Consider the following 18,920-nt stretch of genomic DNA (forward strand, 5'->3'; position numbering starts at 1 on the left):
CGAACCGGTCGCCGGTCAGGAGACGCCCATGCAGGACCAGCCGGAACAGCAGGAGCGCCCGGAGCAGCCGGACCAGCCGGAAGTGTCACGGGTCGCGGTCACCCCCGCCGCGGCGGACGTGCTGCGCACGCTGCACGCGGCCAACGGCCCGCTGATGTTCCACCAGTCCGGCGGCTGCTGCGACGGCAGCTCGCCGATGTGCTACCTGGAGGGAGAGTTCCGCACCGGCGGCTCGGACGTCCAGCTCGCCGCGCTGCGGATCGACGGGATGGCCGAGCCGGTGACCTTCTGGATGTCCAGGGACCAGTTCGAACGCTGGGGCCACACCCACCTCACGGTGGATGTGGTCCCCGGCCGGGGCAGCGGCTTCTCGCTGGAGGCCCCGGAAGGAGTGCGCTTCCTGATCCGCTCCCGGCTGCTCACCGCAGCCGAGAGCGAGGCGCTCGGATGGCATACTCGTCAGTCATGAGCACCGGGGCGACTGTCAGAGCGATACGCGCGGCGGTGTTCGCCGTGCTCGCTCTGTCGGTCTCCGCGGGCGGCCACATCCTGATCACCGGGGCGCCGCTGCCGGTGGTCACCACCTGCTGGGCCGGGCTCGCCGTCTTCCTGGTGGCCCTGCTGCTGTGCGGCGACGAACGCAGCTACCTGCAGATAGCCACTGCACTGGTGCCGCTCGAACTCATGCTCAACGGCGCGTTCAACCTCGGGCAGCAGGCCTGCGGACAGGGCACGCACCAGCTCTACGCCGTGGGCGGGCTTCCCGACCTGCTGCTCTGCGGCAACGGCCCGGCCCGCGGCATGACCGTGGGCTCGGCACCGCTGGAGGCGCTGCACCTATCGGTGCCGGTCCATCCGACGGCCGGTCAGTTCCTGCTGCTGCTCGCCGCCCATGTGCTCGCCGCCCTGCTCGCCGCCGTCTGGCTGCGACGCGGCGAGTCCGCCGTGTTCCGCACCCTGCGCGCCGTCGGCGCCTACGCGGCAGCGCCGCTGCGGGTTCTCCTCGCCCTGCTGGTGCTGCCGGTTGCCGTACCCGGCACCGTCGTACCACCGGCACCACGGCGCAGCCACCCCGGGCCGCAGGACGTCCTGCTGCGCACCGCGCTGCGGCGCGGACCTCCGCTGCTCTCTCACGTCGGCTGACGTTCGCCGGCTTTCGCTGTCCTCACTGCCCGCAGTTCCTGTAGCCGCCGCGCGCTCTCGCGCCCGGCGCGCCCCGCCGTACCGGCGCGCGCCCTGGGCCGCGCCCGAGTAGCGGCACGGCTCGTGCAGTCCCACAGTCCTGAGAGAGAAGCAGACCCATGAGCAACCAGCCGTACTTCACCGACGCCCAGAACTCCGCCCGCGACCGGCTCGCCGCCGAGCGCGCGGCCCAGCAGAAGCGAGGCGCCCGGGGCCGCGTTGCCCTGATCGCACTGTCCTTCGTGCTGGTCATAGGCGGCGGCGTGGGCGTCAGCATCGCCCTCGCCGGCAACGGCACCACCAGCAGCGGTAGCGCCGGTAGCTCCGGTTCGGGCGGCGGTACCGGCGGCCGCCCGGGCGTGAACACCGGGCTCACCGTCCCGGCGCACGCCTCCGGCACCGACGGCACCGTCATCGTCTACGGCAAGGCCGACGCCCCCAACACCCTGGACGTCTACGAGGACTTCCGCTGTCCGGTCTGCTCCGCCATGGAGAAGGCCGACGGGGCGGCGGTGCGGGCGCTCGCCGACAACGGCACGTACAAGATCCAGTACCACATGGCCACCTTCCTGGACACCAACCTGAACGGCTCCGGCTCCCACGCCGCCCTCGCCGCGGCCGGGGCCGCGCTCAACGAGAGCCCGGCGATGTTCGAGGCCTTCCACACCGTCCTCTACGCCAACCAGCCCGAGGAGACCGTCGACGGCTTCGCCGACGTCAACACCCTGCTCGCGCTGGCCGGCAAGGTGCCGGGGCTGCGCACCCCCGCCTTCGACCAGGCGGTCACCAACGGCACCTACAAGGCCTGGGCCGGCAAGGTCACCGACGCGTTCAACTCCAGCGGGGTCACCGCCACGCCCACCTTGCTCCTCAACGGCAAGCCGCTGCAGGTGTTCGGCGACAACGGACCGATCACCCCGGACCAGTACACGGCCCTGGTCCAGCAGACCATCGCCGGCACCGCGAAATGACCGGCCCCACCCCGGCCGCGTCGAGCGCACCCGCGCCCGGTACGGCGTCCGGCCCGGTCCCGGTCCCGGTCCCGGTCCCGGTCCCGGTCCCGGTCCCAGGCACGGCCCCGGTCCCGGCCCCGGTCCCAGGCACGGCCCCGGCTGCAGCCAGGGTCCAGCGGCCGGTGACGGCGGGCCGTGGGTACGGCCTGCTGCTGCTCCTCACCGGAGCGGTCGGCTTCGCCGCGTCCTTCACCCTGACGCTGGACAAGCTCCGGCTGCTGCAGAACCCCGGCTACGTCCCCAGCTGCAACCTCAACCCGGTGATCAGCTGCGGCTCGGTGATGCGCACCAGCCAGGCCTCGGTCTTCGGCTTCGCCAACTCGCTGTTGGGGGTGGCCGGTTTCGCCGTCGTGCTGACCGTCGGCGCGGCGGTCCTGGCCGGCGCCGGCTTCCGCCGCTGGTTCTGGCTCGGCCTCCAGGCCGGGGCGACGCTCGGCATCGTGTTCGTGCACTGGCTGATGTTCCAGTGCCTGTACCGGATCGGCGCGGTCTGCCCGTACTGCGTCGCGGTCTGGCTGTCGGTGATCGCGCTGTTCTGGTACACCACCCTGCACAACCTGCCGAAATGGCGGCGGTCCGCACTCGCCCCGTACCACTGGGTGGTCCCGGCCCTCTGGTACCTGCTGATCGCCCTGCTGATCCTGAACCGCTTCTGGTACTACTGGCAGACCCTGCTCTGAGCCCGGTGGCCCCGGCCGGGATCTGCCTGTGGCTACCCGGCCGGTGCCGTCCTGGCGAGGTAGACGGTGTTGGCCGCCTCGCGGTGCTGGAGCGGGTTGTCGAAGGTGACGACCTCGGCCCGTACCTCGGCGAAGATCCCTGCCAGGGTGTCCGTGAACTCCTGGTCCGGCGAGTCGTTGGACCAGAGTGCGAACACCCCGCCGGGGTGCAGCTGTTCGCTGAGCCGCCGCAGCCCCGCGGGCTCGTAGAAGGAGGCGTTGCCGGGGTGCAGCAGATGGCGCGGCGAATGGTCGATGTCCACGACGATCGCGTGGAAGCGCCGGTCGGCGACCTCGGGGTCAAGCCCCTCGGGCGACTGCGCCATCGCGAAGAAGTCACCCTCGACCAGCCGGCAGCGCGGATCGGCGGCCACCCCGGACGGAATCAGATCGCGCCGGTGCCATTCGATCACCGCGCCGAGCGCGTCGATGACCACGAGCGACCGGACGTCCGCGCTCTCCAGCACCGCCTGTGCGGTGCAGCCCAGCCCCAGCCCGCCGACGACGACGTCGAGGTCCGTAGTCCCGGCCAACTCCTTGAGCGCCAGGCGACCGAGCTCCACCTCGGCGACGGTGAAGAGACTGGACATCAGGTACTCGTCGTTGAGCTTGATCTCGTAGACGTCCTTGCCCACGTCGGCATACCACCGCCGTCGCAGCGCGATCTCCCCCAACGGCGTCCGACGCCAGTCGAGCTCCTGAAAACGTGCGCTCACTGTTCTCCCTCGTTCGTTACGCGGCCCAGCATGGCACCGACTGCCCCGCACCCTCGAACGAGGGGAGTCCGACCCCCGGGAGCGCGGGCAGGCGCGCCGGGGCGGTGCAGGGCCGGACGGGTACAGTGGTCGGGTTGGCGGCAGGGGGTCGCTGCGGGGAGGAGACGCAGGTGAGCGGCGCGGTGTCGGCGGTCAGCCTCAGTCCGGTGCATGAGTTCAGCAAGCCGAACGCGGAGTCCATCCGGCTGCTCGCGGGGCTGGGGGTGGAGGGGGACTCGCACTTCGGGGAGACCGTGCAGCACCTGTTCCGGGTGGCGCAGGATCCCACCCAGCCGAACCTCCGGCAGGTGCATCTGATCCACAGCGAGCTCCACGAGGAGCTGCGCGAGGCGGGGTTCACCGTCGCGGCGGGCGAGCTGGGGGAGAACGTCACCACTGTCGGCGTCGACCTGCTGGGCCTGCCGTGCGGGGCCAGGCTGCATCTGGGTGCGGAGGCCGTGGTCGAGGTGACCGGGCTGCGCAACCCCTGCGGCCAGATCAACGATTTCCAGCCCGGCCTGATGAAGGCCGTCCTCGGTCGCGACGAGGAGGGCACCGTGGTCCGCAAGAGCGGGGTCATGGGCGTGGTGCTGCAGGGCGGCGAGGTCCGTCCGGGCGACCCGATCCGCGTCGAGCTGCCCGCTGAGCCGCACCAGCCGCTGCAGCCGGTCTGACCGACCGGGCCCGCTGTCCCGAGCGGCCGCCGATCGGGGCCGGTGTCGCGCGGCTGCCGATCGGTGCCGGGGTCCCGCAGCCGGGCGCGACACGACGGATTGGGACGCGCGGTGTCCCGGCGGGGCTGACGGGTCGACATATCTCCTTGTCAATACCGGGGGTGGGCAGCCATCGCCGGCTTCCGCATGCCTCCGGCAGGGTCAGGCCTTGGCCTCTCCGCGCCAGTCGAGCTTCAGCCGCTCCGCGCGCGGCAGCTTGGCGACGATCAGGTCGTAGGAGTCCTCGATCATTTCGAGCACCTGCCTGTCGGGCAGTGAGCCGCTCAGGGCGACCGTGTTCCAGTGGCGCTTGTTGAGGTGCCAGCCGCCGGTGATCTCCGGGTGCGCCTCGCGCAGCTGAAGTGCCAGCTCCGGTTCGCACTTGAGGCTGACGCTCAGCGGGGCGCCGTCCAGGGCGCTGATCGCGAACATCTTCCCGCCGACCTTGAAGACCGAGGTCTCGGAGTCGAAGGGGAAGGTCTCGACGGCCCCGTTCAGGGCGAGGCAGGCGGCTTTGAGAATCTCCGGCGTCATGGTGGCAGTCTGCCGTAGCCTCGCCGTCGGTGTGGTCCGCGCACCCGTCCGATCAGGTCTTCCGAGGGAGGGTTTCCGCTCCAGTGACGATTGCCGTGTGGATCCTGACGGTCCTGCTGGTGGCCGAGTTCGTGATGGCGCCGATCAATCTGTGGACCGGCCGCACCATGCCGATGTTCACCACCTTCACGGGCTATCCGCCGTCGCTGGCGACCCGGGTGTTCGCTCCGGTGAAGCTGCTCGGCGCGGTGCTCGCGACGGTGGGGCTGTTCGCGCCGGCGGCCGGGGTGGTCGGGGCGGCGATCCTCACCCCCGTGTGCGCGCTCTACCTGGTGAGGCCGGCGGCGCCGGGCCGGCGCAGCGGCGCGGGCGTCGGCGCCTTCCTGCTCTTCGGCTCCTGGGCGGTGGCGGTGCTGGTGCTGGACGTGCTGCGGATGTCCTCGGCCGGGTAGGCGAGTTCGGCGCGCACCCGCTGTGTGTCGCGGTCGGGGATGTCGCTGCTTCCGGCGAGGGGCGACCGGGGGCCGGGCGGCTGGCGGCGGTGGTTGCGCTCAAGGGCGAGGGCGAGGAGGCCGATCAGGACCAGGGCGATCAGTGTCGTTGTCATGGCAGTAATTCTTCTCCACACAACTTCCTGCCATAAGTGGCAGCTGTGCCCTGGTGCGACAAAATCCTGCCAGCTACTCTGGCGGCATGCTGAGAACCGTCGCCACCGTCCTGATCGACGGGGTCGCCCCCTTCGAGTTCGGCGTGGTCTGCGAAGTCTTCGGGATCGACCGCACCGAGGACGGTGTGCCGCCGTTCGACTTCCTGGTCTGCGCCGAACGGCCCGGCGAGCGCCTGCGGCTGACCGTGGGCGCCGACATCGTCCCCGACCACGGGCTGGACGTACTCGCGGAGGCCGATCTGGTCGCCATCCCCGCCTACGCCATCCGGGACGAGTACCCGCCGGCCGTGCTGGACGCGGTACGGACGGCCTCGGCCCGGGGCGCGACCCTGCTCACCGTCTGCAGCGGGGCTTTCCTGCTCGGCGCGACCGGACTGCTGGACGGCCGCCGCTGCACCACCCACTGGCGCCATGTCGACGAGTTCGCCCAGCGGTTCCCGGCCGCGGTGCTGGACCCCGACGTGCTGTTCGTCGACGACGGTGACATCATCACCAGCGCCGGAACGGCGTCGGGCATCGACGCCTGCCTGCACCTGGTCCGTCGCGAGCTGGGCTCGGGGCCCGCCACAGCCATCGCCCGCCGGATGGTCGTCCCCCCGCAACGCGACGGCGGGCAGCGCCAGTTCGTCGCCGCGCCGATGCCCGACTGCGAGGCCGAGAGCTTGGAACCGCTGCTGACCTGGATGGTGGACCACCTCGACAGCGAGCACTCGGTGGCCTCGCTGGCCCGCCGGGCCCAGCTGTCGACCCGCACCCTGGCCCGCCGCTTCGCGGCCGAGACCGGGACCACCCCGCAGCGGTGGATCTCCACCCAGCGGGTGCTGCACGCGCGGCGGCTGCTGGAGGAGTCCGCGATGGGCATCGACGAGATCGCGCGCGTCTGCGGCTTCGGCACGGCCCCGCTGCTGCGGCACCACTTCCGCCGCGCGGTCGGGGTGACGCCGATGGACTACCGGCGGACCTTCGCGTTGTCAGACCCCGGGTGTTGACTGGCGTCATGACCGTCGAACGTGCGCGTGCCAACATCGACCCCACATCGTCCAAGGCTCCGATCCCCGATCCGCAGCGGGTGGTCCGGGGTGAGGACTGGTACGCCCGGGACCTCGCGGGGCAGACCTTCACCCGCCACTCCTTCGTCGACACCGACTGGACGGAGGTGACCACCAAGGGCGCGCTCTTCGACGAGTGCACCTTCAGCGGGGTGCAGTTCAACGCGTCCCGGCACCAGGGCTCGGCCTTCACCAACTGCACCTTTCGGCGGTGCGTCTTCTTCGACACCCGGTTCACCGACTGCAAGCTGGTCGGCAGCCTGTTCCAGGAGTCGAGCTTCACACTGTTCCAGGTCACCGGTGGGGACTGGTCCTTCGTCGGCCTGCCCGGGGCCGACCTGCGTCAGGCCGGGTTCGAGGGCGTCCGGATGCGGGAGGCCGACCTGACCGGGGCCCGGCTGGAGCGGGCCACGGTGATACGGACCGATCTGTCCGGCTCGATGCTGCACAGGTCCAAGCTCAGCGGGGCCGACCTGCGCGGCAGCGACCTGTCCTCGCTGGACCCGCTGACGGTCGAGCTGCGCGGGGCCGTCATCGACCTCGGCCAGGCCGCCGTCATCGCCACCGCGCTGGGGCTGAAGGTCGCCTGACGGCGTGCCGAACGCTCGCGCCGCTCGGCCACGCATGACACGATCGGCAGTATGCGCATTGTCATCGCAGGCGGACACGGTCAGATCGCCCTCCACCTCGAACGGCTGCTCGCGGCCCGCGGCGACACGCCGGTCGGGCTGATCCGCCGCGCCGAGCAACAGCAGGACCTGCGTGCGGCGGGCGCGGAGCCCGTCGTGCTGGACCTGGAGTCGGCCTCGGTGGACCAGGTCGCCGACGTACTGCAGGGCGCGGACGCGGCGGTCTTCGCCGCCGGGGCCGGACCCGGCAGCGGCGCGGACCGGAAGGACACGGTGGACCGCGCGGCCGCCGTGCTGCTCGCGGACGCCGCGGAGCAGGCCGGCGTCCGGCGCTTCGTGGTGGTCTCCTCCATGGGCGCGGGCAGCGAGCCGGGTCCCGGTACCGACCCGGTGTTCGCGGCCTACCTGCGTGCCAAGGGTGCGGCGGACGCGGACGTCTCGGCCCGCAAGGAACTGGACTGGACGATCCTGCGCCCCGGCGCTCTCACCGACGAGCCCGGCACCGGCATGGTCTTCCTCGCCGAGCACACCGGCACCGGCAGCGTCCCGCGCGCGGACGTAGCGGCGGTGCTGGCGGAGCTGCTGCACGCCCCGCACACGATCGGGCTGACCCTCGAACTCGTCAGCGGGGACGCGCACGTCACCCAGATCCGCTGAACCGCCGCCGAAAACGGACTACGGGGGCGCGAGGCTGGGCCTCGCGCCCCCGCAGCGGGCGGTGTCGTGCGTGCGCCTATCCGCGCCCCTCCGGGGCGGGCGTGGCCGGGATCAGTGCGGCAGCGCGCTGCCGGCGGTCCACTGGGCCCAGCTCAGGTTGAACGCCGCGTAGCCGTTGTCCGGGTCGGCGTTGCCGCGCGGGGAGCCGGTGATGGTGACCGGGTCACCCTGCTCCACGTAGTTGTAGAACCACTGCGAGTTCGACAGGGACAGGTGCACGCAGCCATGCGTGCCCTCGCTGTGGCCCGGCTGCGGGTCGCCCGTCGAGAAGTGCACGTAGGTGCCCGAGTCGGTGAGGTGCACGTCCCACGGCAGGGTCAGGTCGTAGAAGTTCGGGCTGTTCTTGTCACAGCTGATGCCGACGCTGCAGGAGGTCATGTGCACCTCCGCGGACTTGTCGATCACCGCCATGGTGCCGTCCCAGGACGGGAAGGTGGCGCTGCCGGCGTCGATCGCCATGGTCCGCACCACCGCGCCGTTGCGGGTCACCGTCATGGTGTGGCCGGGGACGCTGACCTTGGTCTCCACGTCCGCGCCGATGGTGAAGCTGTGGGTGTAGTCATGGGTGCCGTAGCGGCCGTTGCCGTCGCCGACGTTGTTCAGCGCGGCGTCCACGGTCACCTTGGTGCCGGAGGCCCAGAAGTTCTGCGGGCGCCAGTCGACCCGCTGGCCGCCGGTATACCAGTGCCAGCTGCCGGTGGTGGCGGGTGCGGTGGTGACCTTCAGCGCCGTCTCCACCGCGGCCCGGGCCGAGGTGGCCACCGGGTGCGAGAAGACGATGGATATGGGCATCGCCACGCCGACGGTCGAGCCGTCCGCGGGGGTGATGGAGTCGAGCTGCAGTGGCGGCCCCGCCGGATGCGTCGGTGTGGGCGACGGAGTCGGGCTCGCGCTGGTGCTCGCCCCGTCCGAAGCGCTCGCACTGCTGCTGGCACTCGCCACGGAGCCGCTGCCGCTGTTGGCTGCCTTCGCCGAGGCGCTGCCGCCACAGCCAGTGGCCCCCGCCAGCACCGCGCCCGCCAGCAGTGCGATACCTATGCCGTTCTTGATCCGACCCACGCCTTAGCTCCGCCCACGTCACTTCATCTGATTTCCAACATCTTTCGAGACTCGTAACCCTACGCATCCGGTTCCAGCTGACACTCACCGCCTTGGTCAAGATTCGGACTCGATCCCCTGACCAGCATTGATAGGTGTCCTACGAGCTGTTTCGGCTGCTTCGGCCGCGGCTGACAGCCCCGGTCAGCCGCGTCTGACGGCGACCCCGGCGTAGCCGGCGATCTCCTCGCGGGTCATCGTCCGGTCGTCCTCGTGCCCGTCCGGGCGCCACTCGTGCACCGGGACGACGCCCGGCTCGACCAGCTCCATCCCGTCGAAGAAGCGCAGCACCTCGGCCTTTCCGCGCGAGGTGATGTTCAGCCCGGAGGCGGTGTAGACGGCCTCGATGGAGCGGGCGACCTCCGGCGACATCAGCTCACCGGTGCCGTGCGTGAGAATCAGCACACTGCCCGGCGCGAGCACCGACTTGTACTGGTCGAGCAGTGCGAAGGGGTCCGTGCTGTCCGGGAAGAAGTGCAGCAGCGCGACCGAGAGCAGGGCCACCGGCTGGGAGAAGTCCAGCAGTTCCTTGGTCTGCGGGGCGTCCAGGATCGACCCCGGGGAGCGGAAGTCCGCGTCCACGTAGGCGGTGCGGCCCTGCGGGGTGCCCTGCAGCAGGGCCCGCGCGTGCGCCAGCACGATGGGGTCGTTGTCCACGTAGACCACGCGGGAGTCCGGCGCGGAGGCCTGGGCCACCTCGTGGGTGTTGTTGGACGCCGGGATTCCGGTGCCGATGTCGAGGAACTGGCGGATACCCAGCTCGGCCGCGAAGCGTACGGCCCGGCCGAGGAAGCGCCGGTTGGCCCGGGAACCGGCCGGGGCGCTGGGGAGCAGCTCCACCACCTTGGCGGCGGCGGCCCGGTCGGCGGCGAAGTTGTCCTTGCCGCCGAGGTAGTAGTCGTACATCCGGGCCGGGTGCGGGATGTCGGTGCGCAGGTCGGTGCTCGGCGCGCGGTCCCCGTCCGAGCTGGTGCCCCAGTCCCAGGTGTCACTCATCGGCGCCGTCCTCCCCTTCGCTGAATGCCGCATCACCTGAACGGCGGGCACCATGCTACTGATGCCAATCACTTCTCCGTCCAGTGGCCCATCGCGGTCCGGAAGTCTCAGAGTTCGCTGAGCAGAGCGGGGTTGACGATCCGTAGGATCACCGCGACATCGTCCCGGGCCGCCGCCGGCCACAGCACCCGGCGCGCGGCCGCGTACTTGGCGGCAAACCGGCCGCGCTGCTCGGCGGTCAGGACGGCGGCGCGGGACGCCAGGCTGTTGTGGGCGTTGTCGGAGATCTTGAGCAGGGTGGCGGCGTGGTCGGTCGCGATGCCGGTGATCATGTCCTGGTAGGGGACACCCGGCCGGTTGCTGACCCGCAGTACGGTGGCGACGACCGTGGCGGGGACGCCCGCGTCCAGCAGTCGGCGCTCCGTCAGCGCGGTGTCCTCCAGCGCGTCGTGCAGCAGTCCCGCCATCTGCAGGCCGACGCCGAACGGGGCGAGCCCACGGGAGACGGCACGCACATGCGTGACGTACGGCACTCCGGCCTTGTCGGTCTGCCCGGCATGGGCCTCGGCGGCCAGCAGGTCCACCTCGGCGAGAGTCAGTTCGGCCACGGGCCGACCCTAGCGTGCGGGGCTGCCGATGACAGGGGGCCCGACGTCACCGGGTTCGATTCGGTGGGCGTGGCCGGCGGGGCCCGATCGCTGCCCGGCGGCCACGACCGACACGATGATCCGCACGCTCTGCTAGAGTTGAGGAACCGACGCGGGGTGGAGCAGCTCGGTAGCTCGCTGGGCTCATAACCCAGAGGTCGCAGGTTCAAATCCTGTCCCCGCTACTTGAACTCTGTAGGCCCGGCGTTCACACGCTGGGCCTGCAGAGTTTTGCCTGCGAGCAGTCTGCTGGCATGGCCACCCGCTCACTGCGGAGAAGTCTCTCCGCCCCCCTGGCTCGTTTGTGCGAACCTCCGCGCCCTGCGCTGCGGAGCTCTCCTCGAAGCGTGCCGCTATGAGGAAGGTTCTGTATGAACCATCGCACCAGCCGTTCCAATGATCCCCGCCCCACCACGCGCTTCGGTCGTCCCACCGGGACGAGCGGCCGGAGCGCCGGTGGCGCGGGCCAGTCGCAGTTCCGCGGTCGTGGGGGACAGGGCGGCGCGCCGCGCCGTCGCCCCACCACCGCCCCCCAGGGCGAGTTCGAGATGCCCGTGAGCACCACCCCGGCGCTGCCCGCCGTCGCCCGGTTCGACGAGCTGGACATGCCCAAGGGCCTGCTGGCGACGCTGGCCCGCGAGGGTGTCGTTGAGCCGTTCCCGATCCAGGCGGCCACCCTCCCCAACACTCTGGCCGGGCGCGACGTGCTCGGCCGCGGCCGTACCGGCTCCGGCAAGACCCTCGCCTTCGGCCTGGCGCTGCTGGCCCGTACCGCCGGCCGCCGCGCCGAGCCCAAGTGCCCGCTGGCCCTGGTGCTGGTGCCGACCCGCGAGCTGGCGCAGCAGGTCACCGACGCGCTCACCCCCTACGCCACCGCGGTGAACCTTCGGCTGACCACGGTGGTCGGCGGGATGTCGATCGGCCGTCAGGCCGGTGCGCTGCGCCGTGGCGCCGAGGTGCTGATCGCCACACCCGGTCGCCTCAAGGACCTGATCGACCGCGGCGACGCCCGGCTGGACCGGGTCGCGATCACCGTGCTGGACGAGGCCGACCAGATGGCCGACATGGGCTTCCTGCCCCAGGTCACCGCGCTGCTGGAGCAGGTCCGCCCGGACGGCCAGACGATGCTGTTCTCGGCCACCCTGGACCGCAACGTCGACCGCCTGGTCCGCCGCTTCCTGACCGACCCGGTGACCCACTCGGTCGACCCCTCGGCCGGTGCGGTGACCACCATGGAGCACCACGTGCTCTATGTCGCGGACACCGACAAGCGGGCCGTGGCCGTGGAGATCGCCGCCCGTGAGGGCCGCGTGATCATGTTCATGGACACCAAGCACGCCACCGACAAGCTGGCCAAGGAGCTGCTCGCCAACGGCGTGCGGGCGGCCTCGCTGCACGGCGGGAAGTCGCAGCCGCAGCGGAACCGGGTGCTGGAGCAGTTCAAGGAAGGCCACATCACCGCGCTGGTGGCGACCAACGTCGCCGCGCGTGGCATCCACGTGGACAACCTCGACCTGGTCGTGAACGTGGACCCGCCCACCGACCACAAGGACTACCTGCACCGCGGCGGCCGTACCGCGCGGGCCGGCGAGTCCGGCACCGTGGTCACCCTGGTGCTGGCCAACCAGCGCCGGGAGATGGCCCGGCTGATGGCCGACGCCGGCATCACCCCCAACAACGACCGGGTCCGGGCCGGCGGCGACGCCGAGCTCTCGCGGATCACCGGCGCCCGCAAGCCCAGCGGCGTCCCCGTGGTCATCGCCCCGCCCGCGCCCGCGGTGCCCGCGCAGTCCTCCCGGGGTCCGCGCGGCGGCGGCAACAGCGCCGGTGGCGGCAACGCCGGCGGGCGCGGACGTCGTCCCCGTCGGCCCGCGGGTGACCGTCCCGGCCGCCCGCCCCGCGCCGCCTGACACCTCCAGGTAGCAACGAAGTCCCCCCGGCTCTGCCGGGGGGACTTCGTGCTGTGGCGGGCGGTGTACGCGCTTGTAGCCGGTGGTGAGGGAATTCGCCTGCCCCCCGGGCCACTCGCCCGCGCGGCCTGGGCGCTCGTCCGGCGCCTCGGCCCCTCGTCCGCGTGCCTCGGGCTCCTGCCGGTGCGAGGGGTGCGGCGGGCGGGCACCCCCCCGTAGTGCCCGCCGCCGCGCGCGCAGAGCACGCCAGTGGCTCATCATGGTCGTACTCGAACGGCCGTTGCACCCCCGACCAGGGGTGATCCACCCACCGAACGGGGGTCTGCGTGATGCTCGGCGGTGTACGTCCGGAATTCGCCCGTCGTTCCGCTCTGGGGTACGGTCGCGCTCTGGGGTTCACCCCGATCTCCCTGGTCAGAGTCTGGAACTAGCCCCCGTGGTGCCTACCGAAGCCTCCGCCCCCGCCGATCCGTTCGACCACGGTGTCGAGCGGGTCGACGCTGTGCTGCGCGTGGTCGTGGTCGACGACGAGGCGCTGATCCGGTCGGGCCTCGCGATGATCCTCGGCACCGCCCCGGACATCGACGTGGTCGCCACCTGCTCCGGCGTGGAGACCCTGGCGGTGGTCCGCAAGCACCGCCCGCACGTGGTGCTGCTGGACGTGCGGATGCCGGACATCGACGGGCTGACCGTCCTGCGCCGGCTGCGGGAGCTGCCCGACGCCCCCGAGGTCGCCATGCTGACCACCTTCGACACCGACGAGTACCTGGACCAGGCGCTGCGCCTCGGCGCCGGCGGTTTCCTGCTCAAGGACACCGAGCCGGACACCCTGGCCCGCTCGGTCCGCGCGGTGGCGACCGGGGCCGGATGCCTGTCCGCGCCGGTGCTGCGGCGGCTGCGCAGCAGCGGACGGGGCCGTGACCAGCGGGCCGGAGCGGCCCTGGACAGCCTCAGCGAGCGCGAGCGGCAGGTGCTGGCGCATCTCGGCCAGGGACTGTCGAACATCGAGATCGGCGCCCGGATGCACCTCGGCGCCGCCACCGTGAAGGACTACGTCAGCGCCGTGCTCACCAAACTCGGGGTGGCCAACCGGATCCAGGCGGCGGTGCTCGCCGAGCGCGCGGGGCTGGTCGAATGACCGCCCTCGCCAGGCTGCGCAGCATCGGCGTCACCCTGGTCCTGGTGGCCGCCGCCACCGTGGACGCGCTGCTGAACTTCCCCGGGCCCCGGGACTGGACCTTCACCGCCTCGCTGATCGCCGGCGCGGCGCTGCTGCTGCGCCGCAGGTTCCCCCGGCTGGTGCTGCTGGCGGTCCTGCCCGGCCTCTACGCCGGGACCGCCATGGTGGCCGCGATGGCGGCGCTGTACGCGGTCGCGTCCACCCGCCGGCCGCCGTGGCAGGCCTGGGTCGCCGCCGGCATGGTCGGCATAGGGGCCTTCGTGCCCTGGCCGATCACCGACTTCGCCAAGGAGTCGGCCAGCGACATCGCCCAGCACCTGGTCTACGCGGTGCTGATCGCCAGCGGTCCGGCGGCGCTGGGGCTGCTGGTGCAGACCCGGGAGGCGCTGTCCGCCCGGATCGCCGAGCTGGCCGTGCTGCGGGACCAGGAACGCGAGCTGCACGCCGAGACGGTGCTGGCCCGCGAGCGGGCCCGGATCGCGCGGGAGATGCACGACGTGGTCTCGCACCAGGCCGGGCTGATCGCGGTGCAGGCCGGGGCGCTGCAGGTGACCGCCGCCGACCCGGCGGTGCGGGAGACCGCGGCCACCCTGCGCGGGCTGGCGGTGGCCACGCTGGAGGAACTGCGCAGCATGATCCTGGTGCTGCGGGCCGCCGGGGCCGGGCCGACCGAGCTGGTACCGCAGCCGCGGCTGTCCGACCTGCAGCGCCTGGTCGCCGAGTCGGAGGTGGACGCCAGCCTGGCGATGGCCGAGTGGATGGCCGAGCCGATCGCCGGGTTCCTGCCCGAGCCGGTGGAGCGGGCCGCCTACCGCACCGTCCAGGAGGCGCTGACCAACGTCCGCAAGCACGCGCCGGGTGCGACGACGCGGGTGAGCGTGCGGGCCGAGGAGGAGCGGTTGCGGGTGTCCGTGGTGAACGGGCCGCCCGCCGAGGTCCGGTCCTGGTCGGACCTGTCCGACCTGCCCGGTGGCGGTCACGGCATCGTGGGCCTGCGCGAGCGGGCCACCCTGCTCGGCGGGACGCTGACGGCGGGGCCCACCCCCGAGGGCGGCTTCGCGGTCCGGCTGGACGTCCCGGTCGCACCCGTGCCCGCCGACGCCCCCTGAGCCGACGAGGCCTCAGGTGTGGCGACCTGACGTTGCCTTACGGCAGGGCTGCGCTTGGCCCTCGCCCGGCGGCGAGCGAGGATAGGCTCGGATGCGTACCGATCATCTTCAGGATGGAGTGGACGCGATGTCCGAGGGAACCCGGGCCGACAGGCTTCCGCTGGACCGTTCGCCCGAGTGGGCGGAGCTGGGCAAGCACCGGGCGCAGCTGGGGGAGGTGCATCTGCGGGAGCTGTTCGCCGACGACCCCACCCGCGGCTCGCGCTACACCCTGCAGGTGGGCGATCTCTACCTGGACTACTCCAAGCACCTGGTGACCGACGAGACCCTGGGCCTGCTGCGGGAACTCGCCGCCGCCCGGGGTGTGGCGGAGCTGCGGGAGGCGATGTTCCGCGGCGAGAAGATCAACATCACCGAGAACCGGGCCGTGCTGCACACCGCACTGCGCGCCCCGCGTGACGCGGTGATCGAGGTCGACGGCGAGAACGTGGTCCCCGCCGTGCACCGGGTGCTCGACAAGATGGCCGGCTTCGCGGACCGGATCCGCTCGGGGGAGTGGACCGGCCACACCGGCAAGCGGATCCGCAACGTCGTCAACATCGGCATCGGCGGCTCGGACCTGGGCCCGGCGATGGCCTACGAGGCGCTGCGCTCCTTCTCCGACCGCGGTCTGACCGTGCGTTTCGTCTCCAACGTGGACGGCGCCGACCTGCACGAGGCGGTGCGGGACCTGGACCCGGCCGAGACGCTGTTCATCGTCGCCTCCAAGACCTTCACCACCATCGAGACCATCACCAACGCCACCTCGGCCCGCGACTGGCTGATGACCGGGCTGCGCAGCGGCCAGGAGGCGGTGGCCAGGCACTTCGTCGCGCTGTCCACCAACGGTGTCGCGGTCTCGGACTTCGGTATCGACGTGGCCAACATGTTCGAGTTCTGGGACTGGGTGGGCGGCCGTTACTCCTACGACTCGGCAATCGGCCTGTCGCTGATGATCGCCATCGGCCCGGACCGCTTCCGCGAGATGCTGGACGGCTTCCACCTGGTGGACGAGCACTTCCGCACCGCCCCGCCGGAGCAGAACGTGCCGCTGCTGATGGGCCTGCTCGGGGTCTGGTACGGGGCGTTCTTCGACGCCCAGACGCACGCGGTGCTGCCATACTCGCACTACCTGTCCAAGTTCACCGCCTACCTGCAGCAGCTGGACATGGAGTCCAACGGCAAGTCGGTGGACCGCGACGGGCAGCCGGTGCGCTGGCAGACCGGCCCGGTGGTCTGGGGCACGCCGGGCACCAACGGGCAGCACGCCTACTACCAGCTGATCCACCAGGGCACCAAGGTGATCCCGGCCGACCTGCTGGGCTTCGCCAAGCCGGTGGCCGACCTGGTCGAGCTGCACCCGGGCCTGGTCGCGCAGCACGACCTGCTGATGGCGAACCTGTTCGCGCAGGGCCAGGCGCTGGCCTTCGGGAAGACCCCGGAGGAGGTCAGGGCGGAGGGCGTCCCGGCCGAGCTGGTGCCGCACAAGACCTTCAAGGGCAACCACCCGACCACGACCGTCCTGGCCGAGGAGCTCACGCCGTCGGTGCTGGGCCAGCTGATCGCCCTCTACGAGCACAAGGTGTTCGTCCAGGGCGCGATCTGGAACATCGACTCCTTCGACCAGTGGGGCGTGGAGCTGGGCAAGGTGCTGGCGAGGAAGATCGAGCCGGTGCTGGTGCAGGGCACCGGACGGGAGGCGCTGGACTCGTCCACCGCCGCCCTCGCCGACCGCTACCGCAGCCTGCGCGGCCGCTGAACCGACCCGGCCGCAGTCACTCGGCAGGGTGCTGTCACCAGGGCATCGCCGCGCCGCCGTTGGGCCGCAGGATCTGCCCGGTCACGAACCGGGCGGCGTCGCTGACCAGGTAGCGGACGGCGTAGGCGATGTCCTCGGGCTCGCCGATCAGCCCCAGCGGGGAGATCCGCCGCAGCGGCTTCTCGGCGGCGGCGCGGGCGGCCTCGTCGATGCTGCCGTCCGGCAGCAGGTAGTGCCGTGCGGTCATCGCGGTGCGCACCAGACCCGGTGCCACCGCGTTGACCCGCACCCCGAACGGGCCGACCTCGGTGGCCAGGTTCTTGGTCAGCTGGACCACGGCGGCCTTGGACACCGAGTAGCTCATGATCTCCGGCGTGGCGGTGTCCACCGCGCTCGACGCGGTGTTCACGATGCTGCCCCCGCCCTGTTCGCACATGATCCGCGCGGCGGCCTGGCAGCCGTGGAAGGTCCCCTTGAAGTTGACGTCCCAGACGGCGTCCAGGTCCGCCTCGGGCACGTCGACCACCCGTCCGGTGCGGATGATCCCGGCCACGTTGCAGAGGATGTCCAGCCGCCCGTGCTCGGCCGCGGTGCCCTCGATCAGGGCGAACACCGGGGCTCGGTCGCTGACGTCCAGGCCGGTGGCCGTCGCGGCCTTGCCGATGCCCTCGGCGGTCGCCCGCGCGGCGGCGCCGTTGATGTCGGCGCAGACCACGAACGCCCCGGCTGCCGCCAGCACCTGCGCCGTGGCGCGGCCGATGCCGCTGCCTGCTCCGGTGACGACGGCGACGCGGTCGCCGAGTCCGTACGGATCGTGAACGCTCATGGAAGGAACAGATACCAGGGTGACCATGAAGGGGGAAGCGGGAGTACAGTTAGCTACTGATAAGTAACTTGTTGAGGGGTGGTTCCGTCATGACCGCAGCGGTGGAGCAGGCGTCCGAGTTCGACCGGGGGACGGCCGTCACGCCGAGCGCCGGGCACCCGTCGGTCTACGACGCGGTGCTGGACGGCGGCTGGCGGATCGGCGGCGGCATCAACGGCGGCCTGCTGCTCGCGGTGGCCGCCAACGCGCTGCGGCAGGAACTGGCACCGGCCAACGGCCACACCGACCCGCTGTCGATCAGCGCGTACTACGTCTCGCCGGCCCGCCAGGGCGCCGCCGAGATCCGTACCGAGGCCATCCGCAGCGGACGCACCGTCACCACCGGCGCGGCCACGATGCTGCAGCGGGACGAGGACGGGAAGCCGGTGGAGCGGCTGCGGGTGCTCGCCAGTTACGGCGACCTGGACAAGGCCGTCGGCGAGGTGCGCACCAGCGCCACTCCGCCGCAGCTGCCGCCGCCGGACCAGTGCGTCAGCAGCAGACTCGCGCCGCCGGACTTCCTGGACCAGGCCGCACTGCTGGAGCGGCTGGACCTGCGGCTCGACCCGCGGAGCGTGGGCTGGGCCCTGGGCGAGCCCTCGGGGGAGGGCCGGATCCAGGGCTGGCTGCGGCTCGCGGACGGCCGCGAGCCCGACCCGCTGATGCTGCTGCTCGCCGTGGACGCGCTGCCGCCGGTCACCTTCGACCTGGGCCTGTTCGGCTGGACGCCCACCCTGGAACTCACCGTCCACCTCCGCAGCCGCCCGGCCCCCGGCTGGCTGCGTGTGGTCCACTCCACCCGCAACCTGGCCGGAGGCTTCCTGGAGGAGGACGCCGAGGTCTGGGACTCGGCCGGCCGCCTGGTCGCCCAGTCCCGCCAGCTCGCCGTCGTACCCCGTCCCGCCTAGCGCGCTCCGGGGTGGGCGGGCCAATCCTCCAGGGCTCAGCTCAGTTCATCGGCCTGGGCTCGGGCGAGCGCGTCTGCGGGGTCGAGCTGGACGATCGGGGGGACCGGTGTGGGATCGTCGTCGATGGCGAAGCCGCCGAAGCCGCTCGCCCTGACGTCCTGGCAGATCGCCCGGTAGAGCGGTGCGCCGCCCAGGAAGATGAACGCCGCGCGGGGTTTGCCGGGGATGTTGGCGCCCATGTAGTAGGAGTTCTTGGCCTTGGGCAGCAGGGTCAGGTTCAGCAGGCCGTCGGTCATGGTGCCCCAGGCGCCTTCCGCCTCCGCGGTGGCCTCGAAGGTCCGCGCGCCGCTGTCGGCCACGGCCTTGATCGCGGCGGCGGTGAAGTCGACGTGGTCCTCGATCGCGAGCGGGTTGTTGTAGAACGCGCTCGC

At 71.8% G+C, this 18,920-nt stretch carries 20 protein-coding genes, 1 tRNA gene and 1 pseudogene; 15 read left to right on the plus strand and 7 right to left on the minus strand.

The genetic code is table 11. The annotated features are described in order from the left end of the window. Positions 1 to 28 precede the first annotated feature (28 nt). The 4 genes from ABH925_RS33205 to ABH925_RS33220 all read left to right on the plus strand — a co-directional run bounded on the left by ABH925_RS33205 (position 29) and on the right by ABH925_RS33220 (position 2,875). On the plus strand, positions 29 to 469 hold the full coding sequence (locus ABH925_RS33205; RefSeq protein ID WP_370154187.1) for a DUF779 domain-containing protein: 441 nt from the start codon (positions 29 to 31) through the stop codon (positions 467 to 469). Continuing rightward, positions 466 to 1,143 (plus strand): hypothetical protein, encoded by a 678-nt coding sequence (locus ABH925_RS33210; protein WP_370154189.1) that lies wholly within the window; start codon positions 466 to 468, stop codon positions 1,141 to 1,143. The genes ABH925_RS33205 and ABH925_RS33210 overlap by 4 nt, the downstream gene beginning before the upstream one ends. A gap of 158 nt (positions 1,144 to 1,301) precedes the next feature. Beyond that, a complete protein-coding gene (locus ABH925_RS33215) occupies positions 1,302 to 2,153 on the plus strand; it encodes a thioredoxin domain-containing protein (RefSeq protein WP_370154192.1) in 852 nt (283 codons plus the stop codon). Positions 2,154 to 2,317: 164 nt separating this feature from the next. Then, the gene (locus tag ABH925_RS33220; RefSeq protein WP_370154195.1) at positions 2,318 to 2,875 is read left to right on the plus strand and encodes a vitamin K epoxide reductase family protein; all 558 of its coding nucleotides are present in this window, start codon (positions 2,318 to 2,320) and stop codon (positions 2,873 to 2,875) included. A gap of 32 nt (positions 2,876 to 2,907) precedes the next feature. Here ABH925_RS33220 and ABH925_RS33225 read toward each other — a convergent pair whose 3' ends face one another. Continuing rightward, on the minus strand, positions 2,908 to 3,630 hold the full coding sequence (locus ABH925_RS33225) for a spermidine synthase (RefSeq protein ID WP_370154198.1): 723 nt from the start codon (positions 3,628 to 3,630) through the stop codon (positions 2,908 to 2,910). Positions 3,631 to 3,800: 170 nt separating this feature from the next. Here ABH925_RS33225 and ABH925_RS33230 point away from each other — a divergent pair, with 170 nt between their 5' ends. Next, positions 3,801 to 4,343: an MOSC domain-containing protein gene (locus ABH925_RS33230; protein WP_370154201.1), complete on the plus strand. Its 543-nt coding sequence runs from the start codon at positions 3,801 to 3,803 to the stop codon at positions 4,341 to 4,343. 201 nt (positions 4,344 to 4,544) lie between these two features. Here ABH925_RS33230 and ABH925_RS33235 read toward each other — a convergent pair whose 3' ends face one another. Beyond that, the gene (locus ABH925_RS33235) at positions 4,545 to 4,916 is read right to left on the minus strand and encodes an MmcQ/YjbR family DNA-binding protein (RefSeq protein ID WP_370154203.1); all 372 of its coding nucleotides are present in this window, start codon (positions 4,914 to 4,916) and stop codon (positions 4,545 to 4,547) included. A gap of 83 nt (positions 4,917 to 4,999) precedes the next feature. Between ABH925_RS33235 and ABH925_RS33240 the strand changes: the two genes are divergently transcribed. From ABH925_RS33240 to ABH925_RS33255, 4 genes are all read left to right on the plus strand, one after another. Beyond that, positions 5,000 to 5,368 (plus strand): hypothetical protein, encoded by a 369-nt coding sequence (locus ABH925_RS33240; RefSeq protein WP_370154206.1) that lies wholly within the window; start codon positions 5,000 to 5,002, stop codon positions 5,366 to 5,368. A 241-nt stretch (positions 5,369 to 5,609) separates the two neighbouring features. Further along, positions 5,610 to 6,572 carry a helix-turn-helix domain-containing protein gene (locus ABH925_RS33245; RefSeq protein ID WP_370154209.1) on the plus strand — a complete coding sequence of 321 codons (963 nt, stop codon included), beginning with the start codon at positions 5,610 to 5,612 and terminating at the stop codon, positions 6,570 to 6,572. 8 nt (positions 6,573 to 6,580) lie between these two features. Continuing rightward, positions 6,581 to 7,222: a pentapeptide repeat-containing protein gene (locus ABH925_RS33250; protein WP_370154211.1), complete on the plus strand. Its 642-nt coding sequence runs from the start codon at positions 6,581 to 6,583 to the stop codon at positions 7,220 to 7,222. A 51-nt stretch (positions 7,223 to 7,273) separates the two neighbouring features. Beyond that, positions 7,274 to 7,918 (plus strand): NAD(P)H-binding protein, encoded by a 645-nt coding sequence (locus ABH925_RS33255; protein WP_370154213.1) that lies wholly within the window; start codon positions 7,274 to 7,276, stop codon positions 7,916 to 7,918. A gap of 111 nt (positions 7,919 to 8,029) precedes the next feature. Here ABH925_RS33255 and ABH925_RS33260 read toward each other — a convergent pair whose 3' ends face one another. The 3 genes from ABH925_RS33260 to ABH925_RS33270 form a co-directional block, all read right to left on the minus strand. After that, entirely contained in the window at positions 8,030 to 9,037 is a 1,008-nt protein-coding gene (locus ABH925_RS33260) for an Ig-like domain-containing protein (protein WP_370154216.1), read from the minus strand. Between the two features lie 183 nt (positions 9,038 to 9,220). After that, positions 9,221 to 10,072: an SAM-dependent methyltransferase gene (locus tag ABH925_RS33265; RefSeq protein ID WP_370154219.1), complete on the minus strand. Its 852-nt coding sequence runs from the start codon at positions 10,070 to 10,072 to the stop codon at positions 9,221 to 9,223. Positions 10,073 to 10,179: 107 nt separating this feature from the next. After that, positions 10,180 to 10,680, minus strand: a complete 501-nt coding sequence (locus tag ABH925_RS33270; protein WP_370154222.1) for a phosphohydrolase — start codon at positions 10,678 to 10,680, stop codon at positions 10,180 to 10,182. A 150-nt stretch (positions 10,681 to 10,830) separates the two neighbouring features. Here ABH925_RS33270 and ABH925_RS33275 point away from each other — a divergent pair. The 5 genes from ABH925_RS33275 (at position 10,831) to pgi (ending at position 16,716) form a co-directional block, all read left to right on the plus strand. Further along, a tRNA-Met gene (locus ABH925_RS33275) sits at positions 10,831 to 10,904 on the plus strand. Positions 10,905 to 11,090: 186 nt separating this feature from the next. Further along, positions 11,091 to 12,629: a DEAD/DEAH box helicase gene (locus ABH925_RS33280; protein ID WP_370154224.1), complete on the plus strand. Its 1,539-nt coding sequence runs from the start codon at positions 11,091 to 11,093 to the stop codon at positions 12,627 to 12,629. A gap of 556 nt (positions 12,630 to 13,185) precedes the next feature. Beyond that, positions 13,186 to 13,767, plus strand: coding sequence for a response regulator (locus ABH925_RS33285; RefSeq protein ID WP_370154245.1), 582 nt, complete (start codon positions 13,186 to 13,188; stop codon positions 13,765 to 13,767). Further along, complete coding sequence (locus tag ABH925_RS33290; protein WP_370154227.1) at positions 13,764 to 14,918, plus strand: sensor histidine kinase; 1,155 nt, start codon at positions 13,764 to 13,766, stop codon at positions 14,916 to 14,918. Before ABH925_RS33285 ends, ABH925_RS33290 begins: the two co-directional genes overlap by 4 nt. Positions 14,919 to 15,045: 127 nt before the next feature. Then, positions 15,046 to 16,716, plus strand: coding sequence for a glucose-6-phosphate isomerase (gene pgi / locus ABH925_RS33295; RefSeq protein WP_370154230.1), 1,671 nt, complete (start codon positions 15,046 to 15,048; stop codon positions 16,714 to 16,716). Between the two features lie 34 nt (positions 16,717 to 16,750). On the opposite strand, the gene ABH925_RS33300 is transcribed toward pgi, so the two are convergent. Then, complete coding sequence (locus tag ABH925_RS33300) at positions 16,751 to 17,542, minus strand: SDR family NAD(P)-dependent oxidoreductase (RefSeq protein ID WP_370154233.1); 792 nt, start codon at positions 17,540 to 17,542, stop codon at positions 16,751 to 16,753. Positions 17,543 to 17,631: 89 nt separating this feature from the next. Between ABH925_RS33300 and ABH925_RS33305 the strand changes: the two genes are divergently transcribed. Next, positions 17,632 to 18,489 carry a thioesterase family protein gene (locus tag ABH925_RS33305; protein ID WP_370154236.1) on the plus strand — a complete coding sequence of 286 codons (858 nt, stop codon included), beginning with the start codon at positions 17,632 to 17,634 and terminating at the stop codon, positions 18,487 to 18,489. A gap of 35 nt (positions 18,490 to 18,524) precedes the next feature. Here ABH925_RS33305 and ABH925_RS33310 read toward each other — a convergent pair. Beyond that, positions 18,525 to 18,920: pseudogene (locus tag ABH925_RS33310) on the minus strand (hypothetical protein); the annotation flags it as partial.

Origin of the sequence: Streptacidiphilus sp. EB129, assembly GCF_041262645.1 — a bacterium.
Lineage (GTDB): Bacteria > Actinomycetota > Actinomycetes > Streptomycetales > Streptomycetaceae > Streptacidiphilus.